This is a genomic window from Novosphingobium terrae (genome assembly GCF_017163935.1).
In the GTDB taxonomy this organism is placed as follows: domain Bacteria; phylum Pseudomonadota; class Alphaproteobacteria; order Sphingomonadales; family Sphingomonadaceae; genus Novosphingobium; species Novosphingobium terrae.
Genome location: NZ_JABVZR010000002.1, coordinates 179,999 through 201,529, shown reverse-complemented (window position 1 = coordinate 201,529; position 21,531 = coordinate 179,999). Strand labels below are relative to the sequence as shown.

General features: G+C 65.0%; 21 protein-coding genes. 8 read left to right on the top strand and 13 right to left on the bottom strand.

Annotated features, from left to right (window positions below; all coding sequences use genetic code 11):
- Nucleotides 1-19: 19 nt before the first annotated feature.
- Entirely contained in the window at nt 20-793 is a 774-nt protein-coding gene (locus HGK27_RS19500; RefSeq protein WP_206244512.1) for a hypothetical protein, read from the bottom strand.
- A 56-nt stretch (nt 794-849) separates the two neighbouring features.
- A complete protein-coding gene (locus HGK27_RS19495; protein WP_241127642.1) occupies nt 850-1,731 on the bottom strand; it encodes a LysR family transcriptional regulator in 882 nt (293 codons plus the stop codon).
- 121 nt (nt 1,732-1,852) lie between these two features.
- Here HGK27_RS19495 and HGK27_RS19490 point away from each other — a divergent pair, with 121 nt between their 5' ends.
- Together HGK27_RS19490 and HGK27_RS19485 are read left to right on the top strand one after the other, a co-directional pair.
- Nucleotides 1,853-2,959, top strand: a complete 1,107-nt coding sequence (locus HGK27_RS19490) for an alkene reductase (RefSeq protein ID WP_206244511.1) — start codon at nt 1,853-1,855, stop codon at nt 2,957-2,959.
- On the top strand, nt 2,959-3,312 hold the full coding sequence (locus HGK27_RS19485; RefSeq protein ID WP_407674718.1) for a putative quinol monooxygenase: 354 nt from the start codon (nt 2,959-2,961) through the stop codon (nt 3,310-3,312). Before HGK27_RS19490 ends, HGK27_RS19485 begins: the two co-directional genes overlap by 1 nt.
- A 1-nt stretch (nt 3,313) precedes the next feature.
- Here HGK27_RS19485 and HGK27_RS19480 read toward each other — a convergent pair whose 3' ends face one another.
- The 3 genes from HGK27_RS19480 to HGK27_RS19470 are packed head-to-tail and all read right to left on the bottom strand — an operon-like array spanning nt 3,314 to nt 5,654.
- A complete protein-coding gene (locus tag HGK27_RS19480; protein WP_206244509.1) occupies nt 3,314-3,733 on the bottom strand; it encodes a thiol-disulfide oxidoreductase DCC family protein in 420 nt (139 codons plus the stop codon).
- A gap of 15 nt (nt 3,734-3,748) precedes the next feature.
- Entirely contained in the window at nt 3,749-4,939 is a 1,191-nt protein-coding gene (gene sbmA / locus HGK27_RS19475; protein ID WP_206244508.1) for a peptide antibiotic transporter SbmA, read from the bottom strand.
- Between the two features lie 28 nt (nt 4,940-4,967).
- A complete protein-coding gene (locus HGK27_RS19470) occupies nt 4,968-5,654 on the bottom strand; it encodes a CHAP domain-containing protein (RefSeq protein ID WP_241127641.1) in 687 nt (228 codons plus the stop codon).
- Between the two features lie 356 nt (nt 5,655-6,010).
- Here HGK27_RS19470 and HGK27_RS19465 point away from each other — a divergent pair, with 356 nt between their 5' ends.
- Nucleotides 6,011-6,712 (top strand): ZIP family metal transporter, encoded by a 702-nt coding sequence (locus HGK27_RS19465; protein ID WP_206244507.1) that lies wholly within the window; start codon nt 6,011-6,013, stop codon nt 6,710-6,712.
- On the opposite strand, the gene HGK27_RS19460 is transcribed toward HGK27_RS19465, so the two are convergent.
- Together HGK27_RS19460 and HGK27_RS19455 are read right to left on the bottom strand one after the other, a co-directional pair.
- Nucleotides 6,709-7,896 (bottom strand): CobW family GTP-binding protein, encoded by a 1,188-nt coding sequence (locus tag HGK27_RS19460; protein WP_206244506.1) that lies wholly within the window; start codon nt 7,894-7,896, stop codon nt 6,709-6,711. The genes HGK27_RS19465 and HGK27_RS19460 overlap by 4 nt on opposite strands.
- Nucleotides 7,897-7,980: 84 nt before the next feature.
- The gene (locus HGK27_RS19455; protein ID WP_241127639.1) at nt 7,981-9,075 is read right to left on the bottom strand and encodes a LacI family DNA-binding transcriptional regulator; all 1,095 of its coding nucleotides are present in this window, start codon (nt 9,073-9,075) and stop codon (nt 7,981-7,983) included.
- A gap of 149 nt (nt 9,076-9,224) precedes the next feature.
- Between HGK27_RS19455 and hisD the strand changes: the two genes are divergently transcribed.
- Both hisD and HGK27_RS19445 read left to right on the top strand, forming a co-directional pair.
- A complete protein-coding gene (gene hisD, locus HGK27_RS19450; protein WP_206244505.1) occupies nt 9,225-10,556 on the top strand; it encodes a histidinol dehydrogenase in 1,332 nt (443 codons plus the stop codon).
- Nucleotides 10,556-11,323 (top strand): SDR family NAD(P)-dependent oxidoreductase, encoded by a 768-nt coding sequence (locus HGK27_RS19445; protein ID WP_206244504.1) that lies wholly within the window; start codon nt 10,556-10,558, stop codon nt 11,321-11,323. Before hisD ends, HGK27_RS19445 begins: the two co-directional genes overlap by 1 nt.
- Before the next feature lie 15 nt (nt 11,324-11,338).
- Here the strand turns inward: HGK27_RS19445 and HGK27_RS19440 are convergent, their stop codons facing one another.
- From HGK27_RS19440 to HGK27_RS19430, 3 genes are read right to left on the bottom strand one after another with little or no spacing between them, the layout of a single operon-like run.
- Nucleotides 11,339-11,938: a TetR/AcrR family transcriptional regulator gene (locus HGK27_RS19440; RefSeq protein ID WP_241127638.1), complete on the bottom strand. Its 600-nt coding sequence runs from the start codon at nt 11,936-11,938 to the stop codon at nt 11,339-11,341.
- Entirely contained in the window at nt 11,938-13,344 is a 1,407-nt protein-coding gene (locus tag HGK27_RS19435) for an efflux transporter outer membrane subunit (protein WP_241127637.1), read from the bottom strand. The genes HGK27_RS19440 and HGK27_RS19435 overlap by 1 nt, the downstream gene beginning before the upstream one ends.
- Before the next feature lie 13 nt (nt 13,345-13,357).
- Complete coding sequence (locus HGK27_RS19430) at nt 13,358-14,959, bottom strand: DHA2 family efflux MFS transporter permease subunit (RefSeq protein ID WP_206244502.1); 1,602 nt, start codon at nt 14,957-14,959, stop codon at nt 13,358-13,360.
- A gap of 107 nt (nt 14,960-15,066) precedes the next feature.
- Here HGK27_RS19430 and HGK27_RS19425 point away from each other — a divergent pair, with 107 nt between their 5' ends.
- Complete coding sequence (locus tag HGK27_RS19425) at nt 15,067-16,218, top strand: HlyD family secretion protein (RefSeq protein ID WP_206244501.1); 1,152 nt, start codon at nt 15,067-15,069, stop codon at nt 16,216-16,218.
- Between the two features lie 3 nt (nt 16,219-16,221).
- Here the strand turns inward: HGK27_RS19425 and HGK27_RS19420 are convergent, their stop codons facing one another.
- Entirely contained in the window at nt 16,222-16,581 is a 360-nt protein-coding gene (locus tag HGK27_RS19420; protein WP_206244500.1) for a PleD family two-component system response regulator, read from the bottom strand.
- A gap of 202 nt (nt 16,582-16,783) precedes the next feature.
- Here HGK27_RS19420 and HGK27_RS19415 point away from each other — a divergent pair, with 202 nt between their 5' ends.
- The gene (locus tag HGK27_RS19415; RefSeq protein WP_206244499.1) at nt 16,784-18,889 is read left to right on the top strand and encodes a methyl-accepting chemotaxis protein; all 2,106 of its coding nucleotides are present in this window, start codon (nt 16,784-16,786) and stop codon (nt 18,887-18,889) included.
- A 20-nt stretch (nt 18,890-18,909) separates the two neighbouring features.
- On the opposite strand, the gene HGK27_RS19410 is transcribed toward HGK27_RS19415, so the two are convergent.
- Nucleotides 18,910-19,539, bottom strand: coding sequence for a TetR/AcrR family transcriptional regulator (locus tag HGK27_RS19410; RefSeq protein ID WP_206244498.1), 630 nt, complete (start codon nt 19,537-19,539; stop codon nt 18,910-18,912).
- A 113-nt stretch (nt 19,540-19,652) separates the two neighbouring features.
- Here HGK27_RS19410 and HGK27_RS19405 point away from each other — a divergent pair, with 113 nt between their 5' ends.
- The gene (locus HGK27_RS19405; RefSeq protein ID WP_206244497.1) at nt 19,653-20,705 is read left to right on the top strand and encodes an aromatic ring-hydroxylating dioxygenase subunit alpha; all 1,053 of its coding nucleotides are present in this window, start codon (nt 19,653-19,655) and stop codon (nt 20,703-20,705) included.
- A gap of 154 nt (nt 20,706-20,859) precedes the next feature.
- Here the strand turns inward: HGK27_RS19405 and HGK27_RS19400 are convergent, their stop codons facing one another.
- The gene (locus HGK27_RS19400; RefSeq protein ID WP_206244496.1) at nt 20,860-21,483 is read right to left on the bottom strand and encodes a hypothetical protein; all 624 of its coding nucleotides are present in this window, start codon (nt 21,481-21,483) and stop codon (nt 20,860-20,862) included.
- Between the last annotated feature and the right edge of the window lie 48 nt (nt 21,484-21,531).

Genomic DNA, 21,531 nt, shown 5'->3' with positions numbered 1-21,531 from the left:
GCAGGCAAGGCAAGCCCCCTCAATGTTCCTGCATGCTGTACCATTGCCGGATCTGATCGCGCGTTTCGCGCGGAGCGGGCAGGGCAAAGCGGCTTTCGTCGATTTTCGCTTCCGATACGGAGAGCAATTGCGCCCCGGCAAACAGGATCGGTGCGCCCTTGCGCAGCACCGCCTCGGCCCTGGCGAAATCCTCGCCTGTGCCGGCCATAGCATAGGGGTCCATCTTGGCGGACATGGCAAATTGCTCCGCCATGGCCTGACCTAGGGGAGCCAGCGCCGGGTCATGGCTGATCACCACCCAGGGCATGGGTGAGATGGTTCCGTCAGGCGCCTGCATGAAATAGGCATCGCCCGTTCTGCCGCCGACAGCCATTGTGCCTTTGGCCAGCAGCGTATGGACAGAGGAATGCCCGGCCAGCTGCGCCTGTTGCCCGGGGTCGAGCTTGTCCATCGCCTCACGCGTCACCACGGCGATATCATCCAGCGCGCTGACATGCGTGGCCTTGGGCGTGAGCTGGATGTAATACCCCACGCCCTGAAGGACCACCCAATACATCGATGGATCATCGATCTCGGCACGAATGTCGCCATTCGCTGCGATGGCCACGGTCATCCGGTGGTCGGTGCCCGGCACGCCATAGACAGCCGTCAGATCGGCATGAGCGGCGGCGGGCAGCATGGCGGAGAAGGCGATCAGCAGGCCGGTCAGGGCTTTGGGGAAGATGGTCATGATTCCAGTCGAATAGCGCTGCGCAGATCCGGCGGAAAGGCCCGGATCATGAGCTTTCGCCAAACTGCCTCCGGCTCGGGACAGGCCCCGGGGCGTTGCACGCGTGCAATTGCCGGGGGCTACGACGGCAAGGGGCGGCCATGTTGGCGCAGGCGGGTGGCCATGGCCTCCAAAAAGATGCGGACGCGGGTGGGCACCAGCTTGCGCGCATGCAGCAGCGCGCAGATCGGGGCCGGAGGGCTCCGCCATGCGGGCAGCACCTGCACCAGCCGCCCCGCCGCGACATCCTCTGCCACATCGATCCAGCTTTTCATCGCCAGACCGGCGCCATCCAGCGCCCAATCATGCCAGACCTCGCCATTGTCGCAGCGCAGGCGCGATTGCGCATCCACCGCCACCTGCCGCCCCTCCGGCCCGACCAGCGGCCAGATCGCGCCGGGGCCCTGATGCAGGCAATCGTGATCGGCCAGATCCTCGGGCGTGAGCGGGGTGCCGTGGCTGGCCAGATAGGTGGGCGCGGCAACGATGATGCGGTGATTGTCCACCAGCTTGCGCACCACCAGCCCGGACTCCTGAGGCATGCCGATGCGGATGGCGATATCCAGCCCCTCATCGATCAGCCCGGTGACGCGGTCCGTCAGTTGCAGGTCGATGGACAGGCGCGGATGGTCACGCGCCAGATCGCGGCACACCGGGCTGACATGGGCCCGCCCCAAAGCCACCGGCGCGCTCACCCGCAGCAAACCATGCGGCTCCAGCGTGCCATGGGTCAGCATCGCCTCGGCCTCGGCGATTTCGGCGAGAATGCGCTGGGCCCGTTCGAAGAGGCGGGCGCCTTCGTCGGTGAGCGACAGGCGGCGTGTGCTGCGCGCGATCAGCCGCGTGCCGGTGCGCGCCTCCAGCGTGGCGAGGCGCTTGCTCACCACGCTGAGCGCCAGCCCCATCGCGCGGGCGGCGGCAGACAGGCTGCCCTCGGTGGCGATGCGGACGAAGGTACGCAATTCGTTGAGATCGTCGAGCAGCGATTGTCTCCCACAGGTGGAGGATCATTTGAGAATTTTCAGGATAATGCCACGCAAGAGAAAGGTCTAGGAAAAGCCCAACCTTCGCAAGGAGCTTCCCATGACCAGCCTGTTCTCGCCCTTTTCCCTGTCCGGCCATGACTTGCCTCACCGTGTGGTGATGGCGCCGCTGACCCGCGCGCGCTCCGCCCAGCCCGGCGATGTGCCCCATGCGCTCAATGCCACCTATTACGCCCAGCGGGCCAGCGCGGCGCTGATCGTCAGCGAGGCGACGCAGATTTCGCCGCAAGGCAAGGGCTATTCCTTTACCCCCGGCATCCACAGCGCCGAGCAGGTGGAGGGCTGGAAGCTGGTGACCAAGGCCGTGCATCAGGCCGGCGGGCGGATCTTCCTGCAGCTCTGGCATGTCGGGCGCATGTCGCATCCCGATTTCCATGATGGGGCGCTGCCGGTGGCCCCCTCCGCCATTCCCTTCGAGGGCGCGATCTGGAAGGTCGATCCCGCGACAGGGCAGGGCGCCATGGTGGCATGCCCCACACCGCGCGCGCTGGAAACCGCCGAAATCGCAGCCATCGTTGAGGATTACCGCAAGGCTGCCCGCAACGCTATTGAGGCCGGTTTCGACGGTGTGGAACTGCATGGCGCCAATGGCTATCTGATCGATCAGTTTTTGCGCACCAGCTCGAACATCCGCACCGATGCCTATGGCGGATCCCGCCAGAACCGGCTGCGTTTCCTGCGCGAGGTGGTCAATGCCGTCGCCGGTGAAATCGGTGCCGAGCGCACCGCCATCCGTCTGGCGCCTTTCCTGACCGCGCGCGGCATGGCCTGCCCCGATATTCTGCCCACCATTCTGGAGGCCGCCGATTTCCTTGAGGCGCGGGGCATCGCCTATCTCCATCTGGTGGAAGCCGATTGGGACGATGCGCCCGAATTCACCGAGGACTTCCGGCAGGAGCTGCGCGACCGTTTCCGCCATCCGATCATCGTGGCGGGCCTCTATGATCGGGCCAAGGCCGATTGGGTGCTGGCCCATGGCTATGCCGATCTGGTGGCTTTCGGGCGGCCTTTCATCGCCAATCCCGATCTGCCCGCGCGCTTGCAGGCAGGCGCTCCGCTGGCCGAGCCCGATGCCGCGACTTTGTTCGGCGGCGGCGCGCAGGGCTATACCGATTATCCGGCTCTGGCCTTGGGGGCCGTGGCGTGATGCGTCGCACAGCCCTTTTCGCCGCCGTGATGCTGCTGGGCGCCGCGCCGCTCTCGGCGGCGGAGGGGCCTGTCCATACCATCGTGAATGTCGATGTGATGCCCAGCCATGAGGCGGAGGGCGCGCAGATCCTGAAAGCCTATGCCGCTCAGGCCCGCCACGATCCGGCGGTGCGCTCGGTGATGCTGATCCGGCAACTGGCGCCGACCAATCACTTTATCCTCGATACCAGCTTTGCCGATGAGGCAACCTATCGGCGCTTTGTGGAAAGCGAGGCCTTCCGCGCCTTCCGCAGCCAGCTCTATCCGCATCTGGGCAGCCCCTGGGATGAGCGGATCGGCAGGGATCAATAGGCTACAGCACCCGGCGCGCCTGAGCGGCATCCGGCACCCAGCAGCTCTCGCGCTGCCCGAAGAGGCGGTAGCGATGGCGCGCGATCCAGCGATATGCCGGATCGCGCAGGGCGCGCGGGATCAGGCGCAGCAGGCGCAGCGCCCGCCATGGCCAGCCAAGGGCGGACCAGATCGCGATGATCGCATCGCTGTCCCGCAGGGCCTGATCGCGTTCCACCACGATCAGCGTGTCGGGATTGGCCGGATCGATGCCGAAGCGCTGGTAAAGCGCCGCGCCGACCTTGCCCTGCATCGATGCCAGCAGGAAATGTCCGCGTCGGTCATGGTGCAGCACAAATTGCGCATGGCTTGAGCACAACACGCATTGCGCGTCGAAGACGATGACGGGATGGTCGTCAGGCAGGGGGATGGAGGCCGTCATAACCCTCCTATGCCATCACGGCATTGCCGTTTCAAAGGCCCTCAGACGTTTGTAGATCGAGGTCAGCTCCACAATCGTCGTCCATGAATTGACCAGATATTGCAGAGAGCTGCGCACCTGATCGAAAGCGTTCAGGATCTGTTGCAACAGGCCCAGCGTGATCGCCCCGGCGATGATCGTTGGGGCAAGGATGATATAGCCGAAGATGTTGTCCACCTGCAGGTAGAGGATCTTGCCCAGGTTGAAATAGGTGTAATGCAGATAGAGCCGGACATAGTTGCGGCGCACATCGGCAAACAGCATGGTCAGCGTCTGCGGCTGGGCGCGCGAAGGATCGTCCTCGCCATAGACCAGCTCCTTGCGATAGGCCGCCTCCACGCGCTGGTTGGCGAATTGCAGCCCCGGCAGGCGAATGCCGATCAGCGCCAGAAACAGCGTGCCGAAGAGAGACCATGCCACAGCGGCCACCACCAGAGCATGCGGCACATGGCCGATCAGCGGCAGCATGGTGATATGCGCGCCCAGCGTGGCCAGCACGGGAAGAAAGGCGATCAGCGTCAGCACCGCATTGATCAGGCTGACGCCCAGATCCTCCATGGTGGTGGCAAAGCGCATCGTGTCTTCCTGCACGCGCTGCGCGGCGCCCTCGATCAGGCGGAGGCGTTGCCAGTGCTGCGCGTAGAATTCATTCATCGCGCTGCGCCAGCGGAAGACGTAATGGCTGCTGAAGAAGGCTGTCAGCATGCCCATCGTCACCGCGGCCAGAGCGATCTCGCCGAAGACAAGCAGGTCGCCATAGATCTGGCCGAGCGTGACCTGACCGCTGCTGCTCAGCGCCTTTTGCACCAGATTGTAGAAGGGGCCGGACCAGTCGTTGATGGCCACGCTGACCTGCACCTGCAGCCAGGTGGAAAAGATCACCAGCGCGGAGCCGAGAATGGACCAGGCCCACCAGCGATGCGGCGCCACCAATTGGCAGACCGCCGCCAGCAGCGCGCTGCACAGCCAGAAATAGGCGTAGAACCAGAGATAAGGCCAGGACCAGAACAGCGAGATGCCGACCATGCCGGGCTGATCGGCGCCGCCCTGTTCCATCACCCTGCCCAGATCACGCGCCCCGCCATACCACAGCGCGATGCACAGGATCACAAAGAGCAGGCAGGACGGAAAAAACACGCGAGGGTTGGGGAAGAAGCAGCGAAACATGATCCGTCCGGCAATGTGGCGCGCGGGCTCAGCGCGCGAAGGTGCTATCGGGGTTGGCGCTGGCGTTTTGCGGCACCGGGCGTTCATCCATGACGGCGAAGCGATCGGGTTGGGCATAATCGGCGCCGTCAGCCTGGCCTTCCGTCTGCACGGCAGCGTTCATCGAGGCGAAGGCGCGGTCGAAGGCGGAGATGGCGGGCCTGGCGGCGCTGCCATAGATGAAGCCATAGGCAGGGCTTTCGCGGCTGCCCAGCCCATGGACCGGGCCGTACCACACGCGGACTTCGCTCCAGTCGCCTGCCGCCGAGGTGTCGACCGCCAGCACGCCCTGCTCGATCAGCCCGGGCTGCGACCAGTTGGCATGGTCGAGCAGGATATGGCGGTCATCAAGGATGGCATCGACCACCGCGACATGGCCATGCGGCATCACCGAGGTGGCGCGGAAGGCCAGCACGGCGCCGATCTTGGGGCGCAACCCGCGGTCGAACTGATGGGCGGCCTGCCCCCACCAGCTGTCGGCATCGCCATGAATGTTGATGCCCGACATGGCCCGGGCAAAGGGCACGCATTGCAGCACCCCGGCCTGAACCGGCACCGCGCTCGACAGAAGCATCGCCATGGACGCAAAGCATGTCAGGGCGCGCGCAAGGCTGTTGCCGAAGCGCGCACGCAAAGCATCGACGGCGCCCGCCCGCGCCGCATAAGAACCAAGCACTCTGGTAACTCCCGAAGCGATCCCGAATTAAGGGTATAATATATCATTTCCCGATGGGCGAAAGTTTCGGGTTCCACCGTTAACCGCGTTTCCCTCACGGTTGGGCGCCATTCGGGCTTGGGGTTCCGGTGCTGAAGGGCCCGGCAGTCACCATAAATGCCAAGGTTAGGGGCGTGTGACGCTGGCTGCGGGGATTCCATGTGAAAAATTTCCGCCAACAGCTTGAACGCGTATGAAAACTTCCCATATGTAACAATGTATCATTAATAGCAGGCGGCGCGCTTGTCGAAATGTCTTTTCCGGTCGGTGGGCCGCAATCCTTTTCACGCATCACGGCCTGGCTCATGCAAGTGGAGATGATCAGCGCCTGGCCACCGCTGCTTGGGGCTCTGGCGGGATGCTCGGCCTTTGCCGGAGGGCAGCTTGTGCTGCGCATGCCTACGAAAGTGGGGCTGTTTCAGGCGCTTGCCGCCGGGATGGTGATGGGGGCGGCGCTGTTCGATCTGCTGCCTGAGGCACTGGCGCTGCATGGTCACGTCGCGCTCTGGCCCTTGCTGATCACGGCGGCTGTGCTGGTCACCTGCGTGCTGCTGGCCCGCCTTGGGCAGAGGCGGATGACCGGCAGGCAGACCTCGCTCATCCCGGCCTTTCTGGTGCTGCACAGCCTGATGGATGGGGCCAGCATCGCTCTGGCCTTTCAACTGACCAGTGCTGCGGGCTGGATGGTGGCGCTGGCCATTCTGGCGCATGATCTGGCCGACGGCGTGAACATCGTCAGCATCTCGGCGGGGCGGGGGAGGGCACGGCTGTGGCTGGTCCTCAACGCGCTGGCGCCGCTGATCGGGGCCTTGCTTGGCGGTTCGCTCGATCTTCCGGCGCCGGTGCTTTGTGTCCTGCTGGCGGGGATGGGTGGCATCTTCCTGTTTATCGCCGCCTTCCACCTGATCCCGGACAGTCTGGAGCGATGCCCCGCCTGGGCGACCAGCCTGCTGGCCGCCACCGGCTTGCTGGGCATGGGGGCGATCACATATCTGATCGGCCTGGCGGGGGCCTCCTAACGGGCCAGATCGAACAGCCCGCCACCATCCCCCGAGGGCAAAGGCTGAAGCTGCGGGCTCATCCCCGCCAGCGCTGATCCTTCCGGGCCATAGATGGAAAAGCGCGTCAGAGTCCGGGTCAGCAGCCCCAGCGTGGAGCGCAGCGCCTCCTCATCCAGATCGCGCGTGATGAAGACGATGCGCGAGCGGCGATCCTCACTCGGCCATGCCTGCAGCCGCATGGGCGGATGGAAGACATGCTGCACGCCATGAAGCACCATGGGGCCCGCTTCCCCCGCCAGATTGAGGATCGCCTTCACCCGCAGAATATCCTGACTGGCGAACATCATCAGCGTATCGAGCCAGCGCTCCACCCCCTCGCCATCGAGCGGCTCCTCGAAGGTCAGGCAGACCGAGCGAATATGGTCGTCATGCCGGTTGATGTCGTGATGATGATGCTCGTGGGCATGATCATGCCCATGGTGATGCCCATGGTGATGGTGGCCAGAGGCATAGGCCTCGGCATTGAGCCAGGCCTGCACATCCTCGCCCCGCGCCGCCGGATCATAGAGAGCGGCATCGAACAAAACCGCCGGATCGACAGCGCCCTGCACCACATGAATCAATGGCGCTGCAGGATTGATGGCCCGCACCCTTCGCTCCATCCTTTCGAGATCTGCAGGGCTCACCAGATCGCTTTTGGTCAGCACCAGCCGGTCGGCGACGGCGGCCTGTCGCACGGCCTCATCCTGCCGGTCCAGCGTGGCCATGCCGGTGGCGGCATCCACCGTGGTGATCACCCCGTCAAGCCGATAGAGCGAGGCGATCTGCTCATCGGTCATCAGCGTGTGGAGGATCGGCACCGGATCGGCGAGGCCCGTGGTCTCGATCACCACCCGGTCGAACCAGCAGAGGCCATCGCGGGCAAAACGCCATGGCGCATCGCGCAGGGTGCGGACCAGATCGCCCCTGATCGTGCAGCACAGGCAGCCGCTGGACATTTCCACAACCACCTCCTCCTTGGAGGCGGCGATCAGATCATGGTCGATGCCGATCGAGCCGAACTCATTGATGATCACCAGTGCCCGGCTCATCCTTGGATCGCGGACCAGCGTGTTAAGCAAGGTGGTCTTCCCGCTTCCAAGAAAACCGGTGAGCAGGGAGACAGGAATTTGCGCCGTGGCGCCGGACAGCAAGGTGGCCAAGGAATCAGCTTTCTGGAGAGTGCGTAGGGCTCAATGATATATTGTATCATTAAATGCCGCAAGCAATCAGGCAGTCTCTGACCATTAGCTCCCCTTGAAACGCGCCATATCGACAGGCCTCGTGCTGCCGCGCACCATCAGCGTGCCGGGGCATGTCACCTCTTCATGACTTTCGCCATGGGCGCGCAGGGCGTGGATCAGCCGCACGGTCTCATCCACCATGGGCCGTGCGGGCTGGGAATAGCTGGTCAGCGCAAAAGAGGGCCAGCTGGCCATCGGCACATCGTCATAGCCCGCGATGGAGATCTCGCGCCCCACATCCAGCCCGAACTCATGGCGGGCGACGGTCAGCGCGGCCAGAGCCATCGTGTCATTGGCGCAGAAGATGGCATCGGGGCGGTCCGCGCGGACCAGCAGGCGGCGTGTCGCGGCCATGGAGGCATCGAAGGAGAAATGGCCTTCCTCGCGCAGCGGGGCGGCGTGGCCTTGCTCCGCGAGATAGGCGTTGAAGCCCGCCTCACGCTGGGCATTGGTGGAACTTTCCGGCGTTCCGGCCAGGAAAGCGAGGCGCTGATGCCCCCCGCCCAGCAGATGGGCGGCGATGGTGCGCGCGCCTGTGGTGTTGTCCCCCACCACGCAGGAGGCGTCGTGCTGGCCTGTGGTGCGGTTGTAGAGGATGATCGGCACCTGAGCGCGGCGGCATTCCTCGGCCAGCTTCGAGGACAGGCTGACCGACAACAGCACCAGCGCATCGATGCGGTAATGCAGCACCTCCTGAATGGAGGGTTCGGCGCCCGAGGAACCCCCGTCCTCTGAACGATGCGCGGGGAACAGCATCAGGCGCAGATTGGCGGTTTCCAGCGCTTCGGACAGCAATTGCAGCGTTTGCACGAAAAAGGGGTTGGCCAGATCGCCCACGCCCACGCCGATGATGTTCGATTTGCCGCGCAGCAGCGAGCGGGCCAGCGGATTGGGCCGGTATCCCATCTGCGCGGCAATGGCGATGATGCGGTCACGCTTGTCGGGCGACAGGCTGGAGCCCGGCGTGAAGGCGCGCGACACCGCCGATTGCGAGACGCCCGCCGCGCGCGCCACGTCATGGACGGAGACAGCAGGGGCGGAGGGGTTGGGATCGCGAGCCATGGCAGGGTGGTAGCGGGTGAAAGGCTTGCAAGGCAAATTGAATATGCATTCATTCATAAAATCCACAGAAATTGGCTTTTCATATTTTCAAAAATCCCGGGTTGGAAAATTTCTATGATTATGTATGCATCGTCGTCAACGAGTCGGGACGGGCGCGTGCCTGCCGCTCGAAGAGGAGGATGACGATGGCCCAGTATCTCAAGCGCGGCGCGGCAGCCGAGGTGAAGGCAGAAGCCGACCGCAAGGTGCGCGATATCGTGGAAGCGGCGCTGGCCGATATCGAGAAGCGCGGCGACGCGGCCCTGCGCGACATGAGCATCAAGTTCGACGGCTGGGACCGCGAGGATTACCGCCTGTCTCAGGCCGAGATCGACGCTGCGGTGGAAAGCCTGACCCCGCAAGAGCGCAAGGACATCGAATTCGCCCAGACGCAGGTGCGCAATTTCGCCCAGATCCAGCGCGACAGCATCAAGGATGTCGAGGTCGAGACGCTGCCGGGCGTGGTGCTGGGCCACAAGAACCTGCCGGTGAATGCGGCGGGTTGCTATGTGCCGGGCGGCAAGTATCCGCTGCTGGCCTCGGCGCATATGTCGGTCATCACGGCCAAGGTGGCGGGCGTGAAGCGCGTCATCACCTGCGCGCCGCCGTTTCAGGGCAAGCCTGCCCGCGCTATCGTGGCGGCTCAGGCGCTGGCTGGCGCTGACGCCATCTATGCGCTCGGCGGCATTCAGGCGATCGGCGCCATGGCCATTGGCACCGAGACGATCGATCCGGTGGATATTCTGGTTGGCCCCGGCAATGCCTTTGTGGCCGAGGCCAAGCGCCAGCTGTTTGGTCGCGTCGGCATCGATCTGTTCGCCGGCCCCACCGAGACGCTGATCATTGCCGACGAAATCGGCTGCGATCCCGAAATGGCCGCCACCGACATTCTGGGTCAGGTCGAGCATGGCCCGGACAGCCCTGGCGTGCTGCTGACCAACAGCGAGGCTTTCGCCCGCGCGACGATGAAGGAAATCGATCGCCTGCTTGAAATTCTGCCCACGGCGGATCATGCTCGCAAGGCATGGGAAACCTATGGCGAGGTGATCGTGGCCGAAAGCTATGAGGAAATGGTGCGCGTGGCTGACGAGATCGCCAGCGAGCATGTGCAGGTGATGACTCAGGACCCCGACTATTTCCTGAAGAACATGACCAACTATGGCGCGCTGTTCCTTGGCAACCGCACCAATGTCAGCTTCGGCGACAAGGTGATCGGCACCAACCACACGCTGCCCACCAAGAAGGCGGCGCGTTACACGGGCGGTCTGTGGGTCGGCAAGTTCCTCAAGACCTGCACCTATCAGCGCGTCACCACCGATGAGGCCTCGGCGCTGATCGGTGAATATTGCAGCCGCCTCTGCGGGCTGGAAGGCTTTGCCGGTCATGGCGAGCAGGCCAACATCCGCGTGCGTCGCTTCGGCCATCGCGACGTGCCCTATGCCGGGCAGGTCGAGCCCAGCGAACTGACGGCAGTCTGATGGAAGCGCTGCCCCAAACCCCGGCTTTCCGGCTCGATGGGCAGCGCGCGCTGGTGACGGGGGCGGGGCGAGGCATTGGCCTTGCCGCCGCCGCCGCTCTGGCGCAGGCGGGCGCGCAGGTGACCCTTGCCGCCCGCACCGCGCGTGAGATCGAAGAGGGCGCGGCCGCCATCAACGCGGCGGGCGGCCAGGCGCAGGCGGCGGTGCTGGATGTCAGCGATCTCGCTGCCGTCGAGGCCTTCTTTGCCGGGCGCCCGGCCTTCCACACGCTGGTCAACAATGCGGGCACCAACCGCCCGATGCCCCTGTGGGAGGTGAGCGAGGGTGATTACGACACCGTGCTGGACCTCAATGTGAAGAGCGCCTTCTTCGTCGCACAAGGCGCGGTGAAGGCGATGATCGCGGAAGGGATCAAGGGCAGCCTGATCCATATGGGATCGCAGATGGGGCATGTCGGCGGGCCGAAGCGCTCGCTTTATTGCGCCAGCAAATGGGCGATCGAGGGGATGAACAAGGCCTTTGCGCTGGATCTGGCGCCGCATGGCATCCGCTCCAACACCATCGCGCCGACCTTTATCGAAACCCCGATGACCAGGCCCTATTTCGAGGACGAAGCCTTCCGTGCCAGCGTGCTGGCCAAGATCAAGCTGGGCCGCATCGGCACGGTGGAGGATCTGATGGGCCCGGTGGTGTTCCTCGCCAGCGAGGCCTCGGCGCTGATCACCGGCACCAGCCTGATCGTCGATGGCGGCTGGACTGCGGACTGAACAAGGTCAGGGCTGTCAGGCGCCAGAGCCGGACAGCCCCAGCCGCTGCTTGATCTGCTGGCGCGAGGTTTGCAGGAAGGCTGAGGCGATCTCGCCCTCGCCAAAGGCCCGCGCCGCCGTGGCTGCACCCACCATTTCGGAGAGGGCGGAGGTGGCCTCTTCCTCGGCCCGCTCATGGCCCAGCGCTACCAGCACATCGCGCAGACGGTTGCGGAAACGCTCGATCCCGGCGGCGAAGGCGGTGCGTGCTGCGGGCGGCAGGCGGATCACCTCGCTCATCAGCGAGGTCAGGGCGCAGCCGCGCGCGCGCCAGTTGATGCGCTCTTCGGAGAGATAATCGTCAATATAGGCGGCGAGGCCAGCCTTGAGATCGGGCTGCTCAAGATGACGCACCAGAGAGGTGCGATTGTCCTCGAACAGGCGGTCGATCGTATGGGCCACCAGATCGTCGCGGCTCTCGAAATGCGCATAGAAACCGCCATGGGTCAGCCCGGCGCGCTTCATCAGCGCGGCCACGCCGATGCCGTCGAAACCATGTTCGCGCATGGCCTTGGCGGATTCATCGAGGATGCGGGCGCGGGTGCGTTCCTTATGCGACAGTTTTTCACTCATCATCAGGTCCTTTTCTCCCATCCGCCGCCCAGCGCGCGGATCGCCGCCACGCTGGCGCGCGCGGTGTCGGCCCGCGCCATGGCCAGTCGGTCAGAGGCGGCGAGCAGCGCGCGGTCGGCATCAAGGACATCGATCAGCGACACTACACCGGCGCCATAGGCTTGTCGCGCCTGGTCGCGCGCTTTGGTGAGCGATGCAAGCTGCTGCTCACGCAGGGCAATTTCGGCGCGGCCCTGAGCGAGGCGGGTGAGGGCATTTTCGACATCCTCGGTGGCATGCAGCACCGCGCCGCGATAGAGCGCCAGTGCCTCGGTCTCACGCCCGCGCGCCTGGGCGACTTGCGCATCCACCTTGCCGAAATCGAACAACCGCCAGCGCAAGGCGCCGCCGCCGCTGGCCTGAAGCGCATTGCCGGTAAACATGCTGGCCCCGCCCACCGTGGCCACGCCCAGCAAGCCATCCAGCGAGATATGCGGATAATACTCGGCCATGGCGACACCGATCCGCGCATTGGCGGCGGCGACCTGCCGCTCCGCCGCGACCAGATCGGGGCGGCGGCGCATCAGTTCGGCAGGCACGATGCTGCCGCCCGGATCGGGGGCGAGGGGGATCGCCACGGCATTGGCCAAGGCGTCCGCCCCGGTGCCTGCCTGCTGGCCGCCCAGCACGGCAAGCCGGTTGATCTGCCCGGTGATCGCGGCCTGAAGCGGCGGGATGGAGGCCTCGATGCCCTGCTGCTCGCCCAGAGTGCGGTTGAGTGACAGGTCGGAGGCGACGCCCTGATCGCTCTGCTGGCGGATCAGATCGACAAGCTGTTTCTCGGTCTGCAACTGGCCCTGCGCCACCGCCAGCCGCGCCTGAAGCCCGCGCAATTGCAGATAGGCATCGACCGTTTCGGCAGCGATGCTGAGGCGCACCGCATCGGCATTGGCCAGCGTGGAGGCCAGATCGGCCCGCGCCGCTTCACGCCCGCGCCTCAGGCCGCCGAAGAGATCGATCTCCCAACTGGCCTGAGCGCCTGCCTGATAAAGCGAATAATCCCGCGGGAAACCCAATTCGCGCGAGGCGGCGCCGAAGGGCGTCTGCAGGGATGTATGGTCGCGCTCCGCCGAAGCGCCCACGCCCACCGTGGGCAGCAGGGCCGCGCCTGCCGCCTTGGCGAGTCCGCGCGCCTGATTGATCCGCGCGGCGGCTGCGGCAATGTCCATGTTCTGGGCCAGTGCCTGATCGACAAGCCCATCCAGCACAGGATCGTTAAAGCGCTTCCACCATTGCGCTTCCGCCGGGGCGATGGCGGTTTGCGTGTGATAGGCGGCGGTCAGCGCAACATCGGGTTTGCGGTAATCCGGCCCGACGGTGCAGCCTGTTAGCAGGTTGGTGGCGAGCAGAGCCGCGATCAGGCGTGTCATGGGAAGCATCTCCTCAATGCGCCGCATCGGGCGGCGGCGGGGCGGCATTGGCGGGCGGTCGGCAGAAGGGCACCATCACCAGCGCGGCGATGAACATCCAGGCCAGCAGGCGGAACACATCGTTGAAGGCCAGGGTCAGCGCCTCACGCCCCGCCACACGGGCGAACAGGCCCTGGGCGGAAAGCAAAGCCTGATGCGGATCGGGGGCCACGGCCCCCATCCGCCCGGCCATGGCGGTGATGGTGTCATTGATGGGGGCGGCGCCATGGGCCATGGCCTCGCCAAGGCGCAGGCTGTCGATGCGTGTGTGGTCCTGAAGCAGCGTGTTGACCACGGCGATGCCGATGGCCCCGCCCAGATTGCGCATCAGATTGAACAGGCCCGAGGCATATTTAAGCTCGGCGGGCTGGAAGCCGGCCAGCGCCATCGTCACGCTGGGCACGATGCAGAGCATGATCGCAAAGCCGCGCAAGGCCTGACTTGGCGCCAGCTCCCAGAACCCCCAGTCGCTGGTCATGTTCGAGGAAAGCCACAGGCTGAGCGCGAAACAGACCAAGCCCACGGTGATCATGATGCGCGCATCCAGCTTCTGGCTGAGCGAGGCCGCCACCACCACGCTGATCATCTGCGCCAGACCGACAACGATCACCGTCTCGCCGATCTGCAGCGAGTCGTATCCGCGTACCTGCCCCAGATAGACCGGCACGAGATAGATCGCCGAATACATGCCCACCCCCAGCACCAGATTGAAAATGCAGGCAAAGGCAAAGGTCGGCTGGCGAAAGGGGCTGAGTTTCACCAGCGGATTGGGCGAGAAGAAGGACCGTTCCAGAAACAGCACAAAGCCCACCAGAGAGCACCAGCCCGCCATGGCAATGGTCTGATCGCCGAACCAGTCATGGCGGGGGCCTTCTTCCAGCACATATTCCAGACCCGCCAGAAACACCGCCATGGCGATGAGATGGCTCCAGTCGATGCGGGCGAAAAGGGCGGGATTGGCGCGGTCGACGCGGATCACCTGCGATGACAGCAAAGTCACCACGATGCCGGGCACCACATTGATGAAGAACAGCCAGCGCCAGTCGAGCCAGTCGGTGATCGCGCCGCCCGCGCTGGGGCCGAGGGTGGGGGCCAGCACGCTGACCGCCCCCAGAATGGCCGGGATCATCGCGCGCTGCTTGCCGGTGAAGATGGTGAAGGCGGTCGCGAAAACCAGCGAGACCATCGTGCCCCCGGTAAAGCCCTGTGCCGCGCGAAAGGCGATCATCGAGCCCATGTCCCAGCTGAGGCCACACATCAGGCTGAAAAAGGTGAAGCTGGCCGCCGAGAAGGTGAAGGCCCAGCGCGTCGACATCGCATGCGCCAGATAGCCCGAGAGCGGAATCATCACCAGTTCGGCCATCAGATAGGCGGTCTGCACCCAGCTGATCTCATCCGGCCCGGCGGCGAGGCCCGCCTGAACATCCCGCAAAGACGCCGAGACGATCTGAATATCGAACAGGGCCATGAACTGCCCGAAGGCCATCACGGCCAGAATCAGGAATTTGCGAGGCGTGGGCATGCCTTGCGGGTCATGCGCCCAATCCTGCCCGATCCCTTTCAGCCAAGCTGTCATCTGTGGCCCTTTCCGATTCCATCTCGACAAATATGATGATCGTCATGTAAATGACAATCGTCATATTCGCAAGGGCACGTCTTCAGGCGGCGATGCAGGAGGTCTCAATGAGTGAAGCGGTACAGCAGATCACAGCCCGCCGGGCCGAGCCGGAACCCTCCGGAAACGGCGCTGCACAGGCGCCTGAAAGCACGCGGCGCGGGCCCGGGCAGCGCACGGTGATTGCCTCGGCGGTGGCGATTGCGGCGGCTCTGGCGGGGATCGGCTGGATCGCCATGAGCCCGTCGACCGAATCGACAGACGATGCCTATGTCGCCGCCGATTCGACCTCTGTGGCGCCCAAGGTACGCGGGCTTGTCTCGGCGGTGCTGGTGCATGACAATCAGGCCGTCCATGCGGGCGATCCGCTGGTCCGCATCGATCCTGAAGAGTTCGACGCGAAGCTGCTGGCGGCGCAGGCCAGCCTTGCCGATGCCAGAGCCAATGTCGCTTCCGCACGCGCGGCGCTGGTCAGCCTTGGGGCCGAGGAAAGGCTGAATGTCGCGCAGGTGGCAGCAGCGCGCACGCAAATCCGCTCCAGCACCGCCGAGGCCGAGCGTGCCGATGCCGACCGCCGCCGCTACGATACGCTGGTGGCGACAGGCGCGGTGGCACGGCGCGATGCCGATACCTATCGCACCACGGCTGTCTCCGCCGAGCAGGCCGCGGCCAAAACCTCAGCGCTGCTGGCGGTGGCGCAGCGCGAATCCGGCGTGACCTCCGCCAGACGCCCCGGGCTGCAGGCCGCGCTGGACAAGGCGCTGGCGGGGCAACAGCAGGCGCAGGCGGCCATCGATCTGGCGCGGCAGGATCAGGGGCATACGCTGATCCGCGCGGCGGTGGATGGCACGGTCGGCAACCGGCAGGTGCGGGTGGGCGATTATGTGCAGCCGGGATCGCGTCTGCTCACGCTGGTGCCGATGGACGCCCTCTACATCACCGCCAATTTCAAGGAGACGCAGATGCGCCATATGCGCGTCGGCCAAAGCGTGACCATTGCGGTGGATGCTCTGGGCCATGGGCTGCGCGGCACGGTGGAGAGCATCGCGCCGGGGTCAGGCTCAAGCTTTTCCCTGCTGCCCTTCGAGCCGGGCACGGGCAATTTCACCAAGATCGTGCAGCGCGTGCCGGTGCGTATCCGCTTCGATGGCCATCAGGCCGGGGCGGATTTGCTGCGGCCCGGCCTGTCGGTGACGGCCCGGGTGAAGGTTGGCGAGTGACCGTCACGCGGCGGCGGAAGGGGAGCCTGCGCCGCTAAGCAGCAGGGTGGTTTCCACGCGGTTGAGCCCGTTGCTCCTGGCCTTGTAGAGCGCGGTATCAGCGGCCTGAAGCAGAGAGGGGGGCATCTGGATCGAGGCTCCCGCGCGCACCAGATCGCCGGCATTGGCGATGCCCAGACCTTCCAGTGCCTGCCCGGTCAGGGCGGTGATGACGATGTCCTGATGCGTGGCTGCGGCATCCTCCGCATGGGCTCGCCCGGCACCCGGCAGGCCCAGCAGCAGGCAGCAGGCCCTGCCGCAAAAGTCCGCTGCCGATCCCGCCTGCCTGTGCCACCTGACCCCGCGCTTCGCCGTGAAACGCAACGGGTTTACCCGGGATATTTTCAGATTGTCTGGAGGGCAGGCGGCATTCCCTAGGGTATTTCGAGGGCGCGGCTTCATGGACAATCCGTTGCCCCGGCCAAGGCTCTACGAAGTGCTAACAGGCCTATGCGCCTATCCCTGATGCCTTTCCTCACCGGATTTTCGCATAGAGCCTTCATGAGGGGCCTCAGGAGACTGCCCCATGCCCGGCCAGCCACGGCTTACAACCCTTTCTGCCAAGCTGAGCCTGCGGGCTGCCGTGGTGATCGCGGTGATCGTTCTACTGTCATTGCTGGTCACCTCGATCATCTTCGAGGCCTCGGCCAAGCGTCAGGCCCGCCAGATCAGCGAGATCGTCGCCGTGCAGGCCTCTGCCGAGGTGCGGGCCGAATTCCGCGAAACCATCGGCGTGATCGCGGGCGAGCAGGCCGCCTTCAAGGCGGCCCGCGCGGCTGGACTGCGTGACCGGGCCTATTACCGCGAGATCATGCGCGCCACACTGGCCGACAATCCCGATATGCTGGGCACATGGACCATCTGGCGCCCCGATGCCTTCGACGGGCATGACAAGGATTTCACGCATGATGTGGCCCATGACCAGACGGGCCGCTTTATCCCCTATTGGCATCACGATGCGAAAGGGGGGCTGGCCCTCGATCCGGTGAAGGATTACCTCAGCGGCCCTTCCTCGGATTTCTATTACCAGTCGCTGCGCAGCCCCAGACCGATCCTGATCGAGCCCTATCCCTATATCGTGGGCGACCGTTCGGTGCTGATGACCTCTGTGGAATGGCCGATCATCGAAGGGGGGCATGCGGTGGCCGTGATCGGCGGGGACCGGGCGCTCGATGATCTGCAGGGGGTGGTCGGGCGCATTTTCGTGCCCTTTGGTGGGCGCATTTCGCTGCTCTCGGCCACGCGCCTTTATATCTATACGGCGGATAAAAAGCTTCTGGGCAAGCCGGGGCCCAAGAGCAAGGGCGGTTTTGCCCTTGTCGATGATCCGGGGCTTGGCTCGGTGATGCGGGTCGAGACGCCGGTGCGCTTCCCCGGTTTTGATGCGCAATGGACGGTGCTGGTCGATCTGCCGATGTCGGCGGTGATGGCCCGGGCGCGCCATACGCAATTGATGTTGCTGCTCTCCGCGCTGGTGCTGATCGGCCTGCTGGCCTGGCAGTTGCGCAGCGCGGCGGAACGCATCGTCGGCCAGCCTCTGGCGGCGGTACAGGCGGATATGGTGGCGCTGGCCGGGGGGGATTTGTCGGTGCGCGCGCAGCTCAGGGCTGATACGCAGGAGATCGCCCGGATGCAGGCCGCGCTGGAGGTCTTCCGCGAAAATGCCATCGCCAAGCGCATGAGCGAAGAGGAGCAGGCCCGCGCCGTATCGGCCCTGGCGGAGTGTCTGGCAAGACTGGCCGAGGGCGATCTGACCGCCAAGCTGGAAGGGCGCTTCAACGGCGTGTTCCAGCAGCTGCAGAGCGATTTCAACATGGCGATGCAACGGGTCGGCACGGCGTTTGCGGCGGTGTCGCAGAGCACTGGGGCAGTCAATGTCGGCTCGGCGGAGATCCGTTCAGCCTCGCGCGATCTGGCCGAAAGGACCGAGCGGCAGGCGCTGGGTCTGGCCCAGATGTCGCAGGCGGTGAAGGACATCAATGCGCAGGCGCAGCGGACCACCAGCTCGGCCCATCAGGCGAGCCGGGTGATCGGCCAGTTCCGCGGCGAGGTCGAGGCTGGCGGCACGGTGATCCGGCAGGCGATGGACTCGATGCATGCGATGCAGCGCTCCTCCTCGGAAATTGCCGAGATCATCTGGGTGATCGAGGGCATCGCTTTCCAGACCAATCTTCTGGCACTCAACGCCGGGGTCGAGGCGGCGCGCGCGGGGGATGCGGGGCGGGGCTTTGCCGTGGTGGCGGGCGAGGTGCGGGCGTTGGCGGCCCGGGCCTCTCAGGCGGCTTCGGATGTGAAGGCGCGGATCGGGGCCAGCCTGCATCAGGTCGAGACTGGCGTGGCGCTGGTCGACAATATGGATCAGGCGCTCGATCGTATCACCGCGCGGATGGGGGAGATCAGCGATCTGGCCAAAAACATTTCCACCGCCAGTGAGGAGCAGCTCGACAGCGTCAGCGCCGTCAACGCCAATATGGAGCATATGGGCGGCTTCACCCGCCAGAATGCGGCGATGGTTGAGGAATGCGCGGCCTCGGCGGACAATCTCTCGCAACTGGCGGGCGATCTGGCCGAGCAGGTCGAGCAGTTCCGCATTGCTCACCAGCATGCGGCGGCTTTGACACTGGCCGCCTGATCGCGTGGCAGCAATCCGATCTAGGATGGCGGCAGAATGGGCCGCAGCATATGGGCGATGGCCTGATCGATCCATGCTTCGCCATGGGTGTCGGCGCCGGTCAGGGCCTGCACCAGCTCGGGATTGCCAAAGGTGATCAGCGCCGCGCCGATCAGGCTGAAATAGGCGATTTCCGGCTGAGCGCTGCCCAGATGGCCACCCGCCGCCAAAGCCCGGAACAGCGGGCTTAAACGCTGCCAGACAGGCTTGCCGATATGCTCCACCACCCAGTCATGGCGGGGGGAGAGCACGGAAAACTCCTGAAGCATCAACCGCGTCAGGCGTGGATTGGCGGCAAAGCTGCGCAGATAGCCCGGCAGGATGGCGCGGGCCGTCGCCGCGGGATCGGCGAGGGCCTGATCGGTGAGATGCTCGGCCAGATAAGCCTCGCCATCGCGGGCAAAGGCTTCGATCACCTGCTGCCACAGCGCCAGTTTCGAGGGGAAATAATAGGCCAGATGGCCCTGCTCGATCCCGGCGGCGGCGGCGATGACCCGAGTGCTGGCCCCGGCAAAGCCCAGATCGGAAAAGACCTGCAGCGCCGCCTCCAGCACGAGGCGGCGGTTTTCCTGCCCGTCATAACGGGCTTTTGCGGAGGCTTCACGTGGCATGGCGGCCTTCATGCCTCGGTGGCAGGCAGCGTGCAAGTTTATCGATTGACAAACAAGTTGGTCAGATGACAAACATGAGCCCAAGCCCATAGGGCATCCAGAGGGAGAGAGCCATGACCACCGCCGCCTATCCGCTGACCACGCAAGAGCCCTATCCCCATGATCAATGGTGGGTGGCCGCCTATGCCGATGAGCTGGGCCGCCATCTGCTGGCGCGCGATATTCTGGGCGAGCCGGTGATCCTGTACCGCACGCAGGCTGGTGCGGCGGTGGCCGTGGCGGGGATCTGCCCGCATCGCGCCTTTCCGCTGGCCAGGGGGCGGCTGGTGGGCGATGCGCTGCAATGCGGCTATCATGGTTTCGAATATGGCGCCGATGGCACCTGCCTGCGCGTGCCGAGCCAGAGCGGCGTGCCTCAGAAATCCTCGCTGCGCCGCTATCCTGTGGAGGAGGCGGGCGGTCTGATCTGGATCTGGACGGGCGCTCCCGAAAAGGCCGATCCCGCGCTGCTGCCCGATCTGGGTGCCATCGGTCTGGGGCGCGAGGATTGGGCGGTGGAGCAGCATCCGCTGGCGACGGTGGAGGCGCGCTATACGCTGCTGATCGAAAATCTGCTCGATCTCAGCCACGTCACCTTTATCCATGACAAGACCATTCCGGGCGGCGAGAAGGTGGCCGCGATCCCTGTCTCCGTGATCGAAAGCCCGCAGAGCATCACGGTGCAGCGCAAGGGCGAGAACCTGCCGCTCAACCCTTTGCTGGCCATGCAATTTCCTGATCAGCAGGGGCCGGTTCATCAGCATTTCGATGCCGAATATCTCGGGCCCTGCCTGATCCGCACCGGGGGCGCCATGGTGGATGCGGCCAGCGGGGCGCCGCTGGGCATCCAGAACTATCTCCATATGATCACCCCGGCCAGCCCGACGCGGCTGCATTATTTCGTCAACACCGCCCGCGATTTCGGCCTCGACCGCCCGCAACTGGGCGATATGCAGCGCGGCATGGGCAGCCGCATCCAGCCCGAGGACATCGACGCCATCGAATCCATCGAGCGCGTGCTGCAATCCGGCGCAACGCTGCCTCCGGAGATCAGCGCAAGGGTGGACAATGGCGCGCTGAAGGTCCGCCGCCGCCTTGAGGCGCAGATCCGCGCCGAAGCCGGTTAGACCGGCAGAAACAGCTCCGCCGTCCCGCCTGAACGCCCCCGGAGAGGAGCTTGACCTCCCGGGGTTCATGAGCAGTTGCGCGCCGTTCTTCGCCTCCTGAACCTCGCAGCGGCAGGGGCGCCGCGATCAGGCGCGCGCCTGCCGATCAGAACGGTCAGGCCATCTGGTTGAACAGCGTGCCGGCCTCGATGGTCGCCAGATATTGCATGGTCGTGGCCTGAGCGGTGGCCTGGGCCGTGTTCTGCTGCTGGATCTGGGCCTGATTGCCATATTGCTGCACGTCATCCGGGGTGGCCACGCTGGTGGTCGTTTCCTGAGTGCCGTCGCTGTAGAAGGTCACGGTGGTCATCACCCCGCCCTCGATGGTGACTGTCTGGGTCACCACGGTGCGGGCGGTGGTGCCGTTGACGGCCGCGTTGTTGCCGGCCTGAACCGCGCTTGTGTCGTTCGTCTGGGTGTTGGTCGCGTTGGTCTGGCTGGTGCTGCTGGCGTTGCCGTCGATTTCATCCAGCGTCAGCCGGACGGTGGTGGCGTCGCTGTCCGACAGATTGCCGGAGGCGACATCCTGCGCGATCCGCTGTTCAAGCGTGGCGCGCATGGTCTCCATATCGACGGTCTCGGAGGCAGAGGCCTCCAGACTGGAATCCGATGGGTTGGTCTGGGCGTCCTGCGCAATCTGCGCGTTGATGGCGGCCAGATTGTTCGCTGCCAGATTGTTCGTGACGCGCTGGGTCACGAGATAATCATTGGGGGTCGAAGTCACGCTGTTGACGATCATGGGCCTTCTCCTGGGATCGGCCTGAAGCGCTTTTGGGGCCCGACTTGC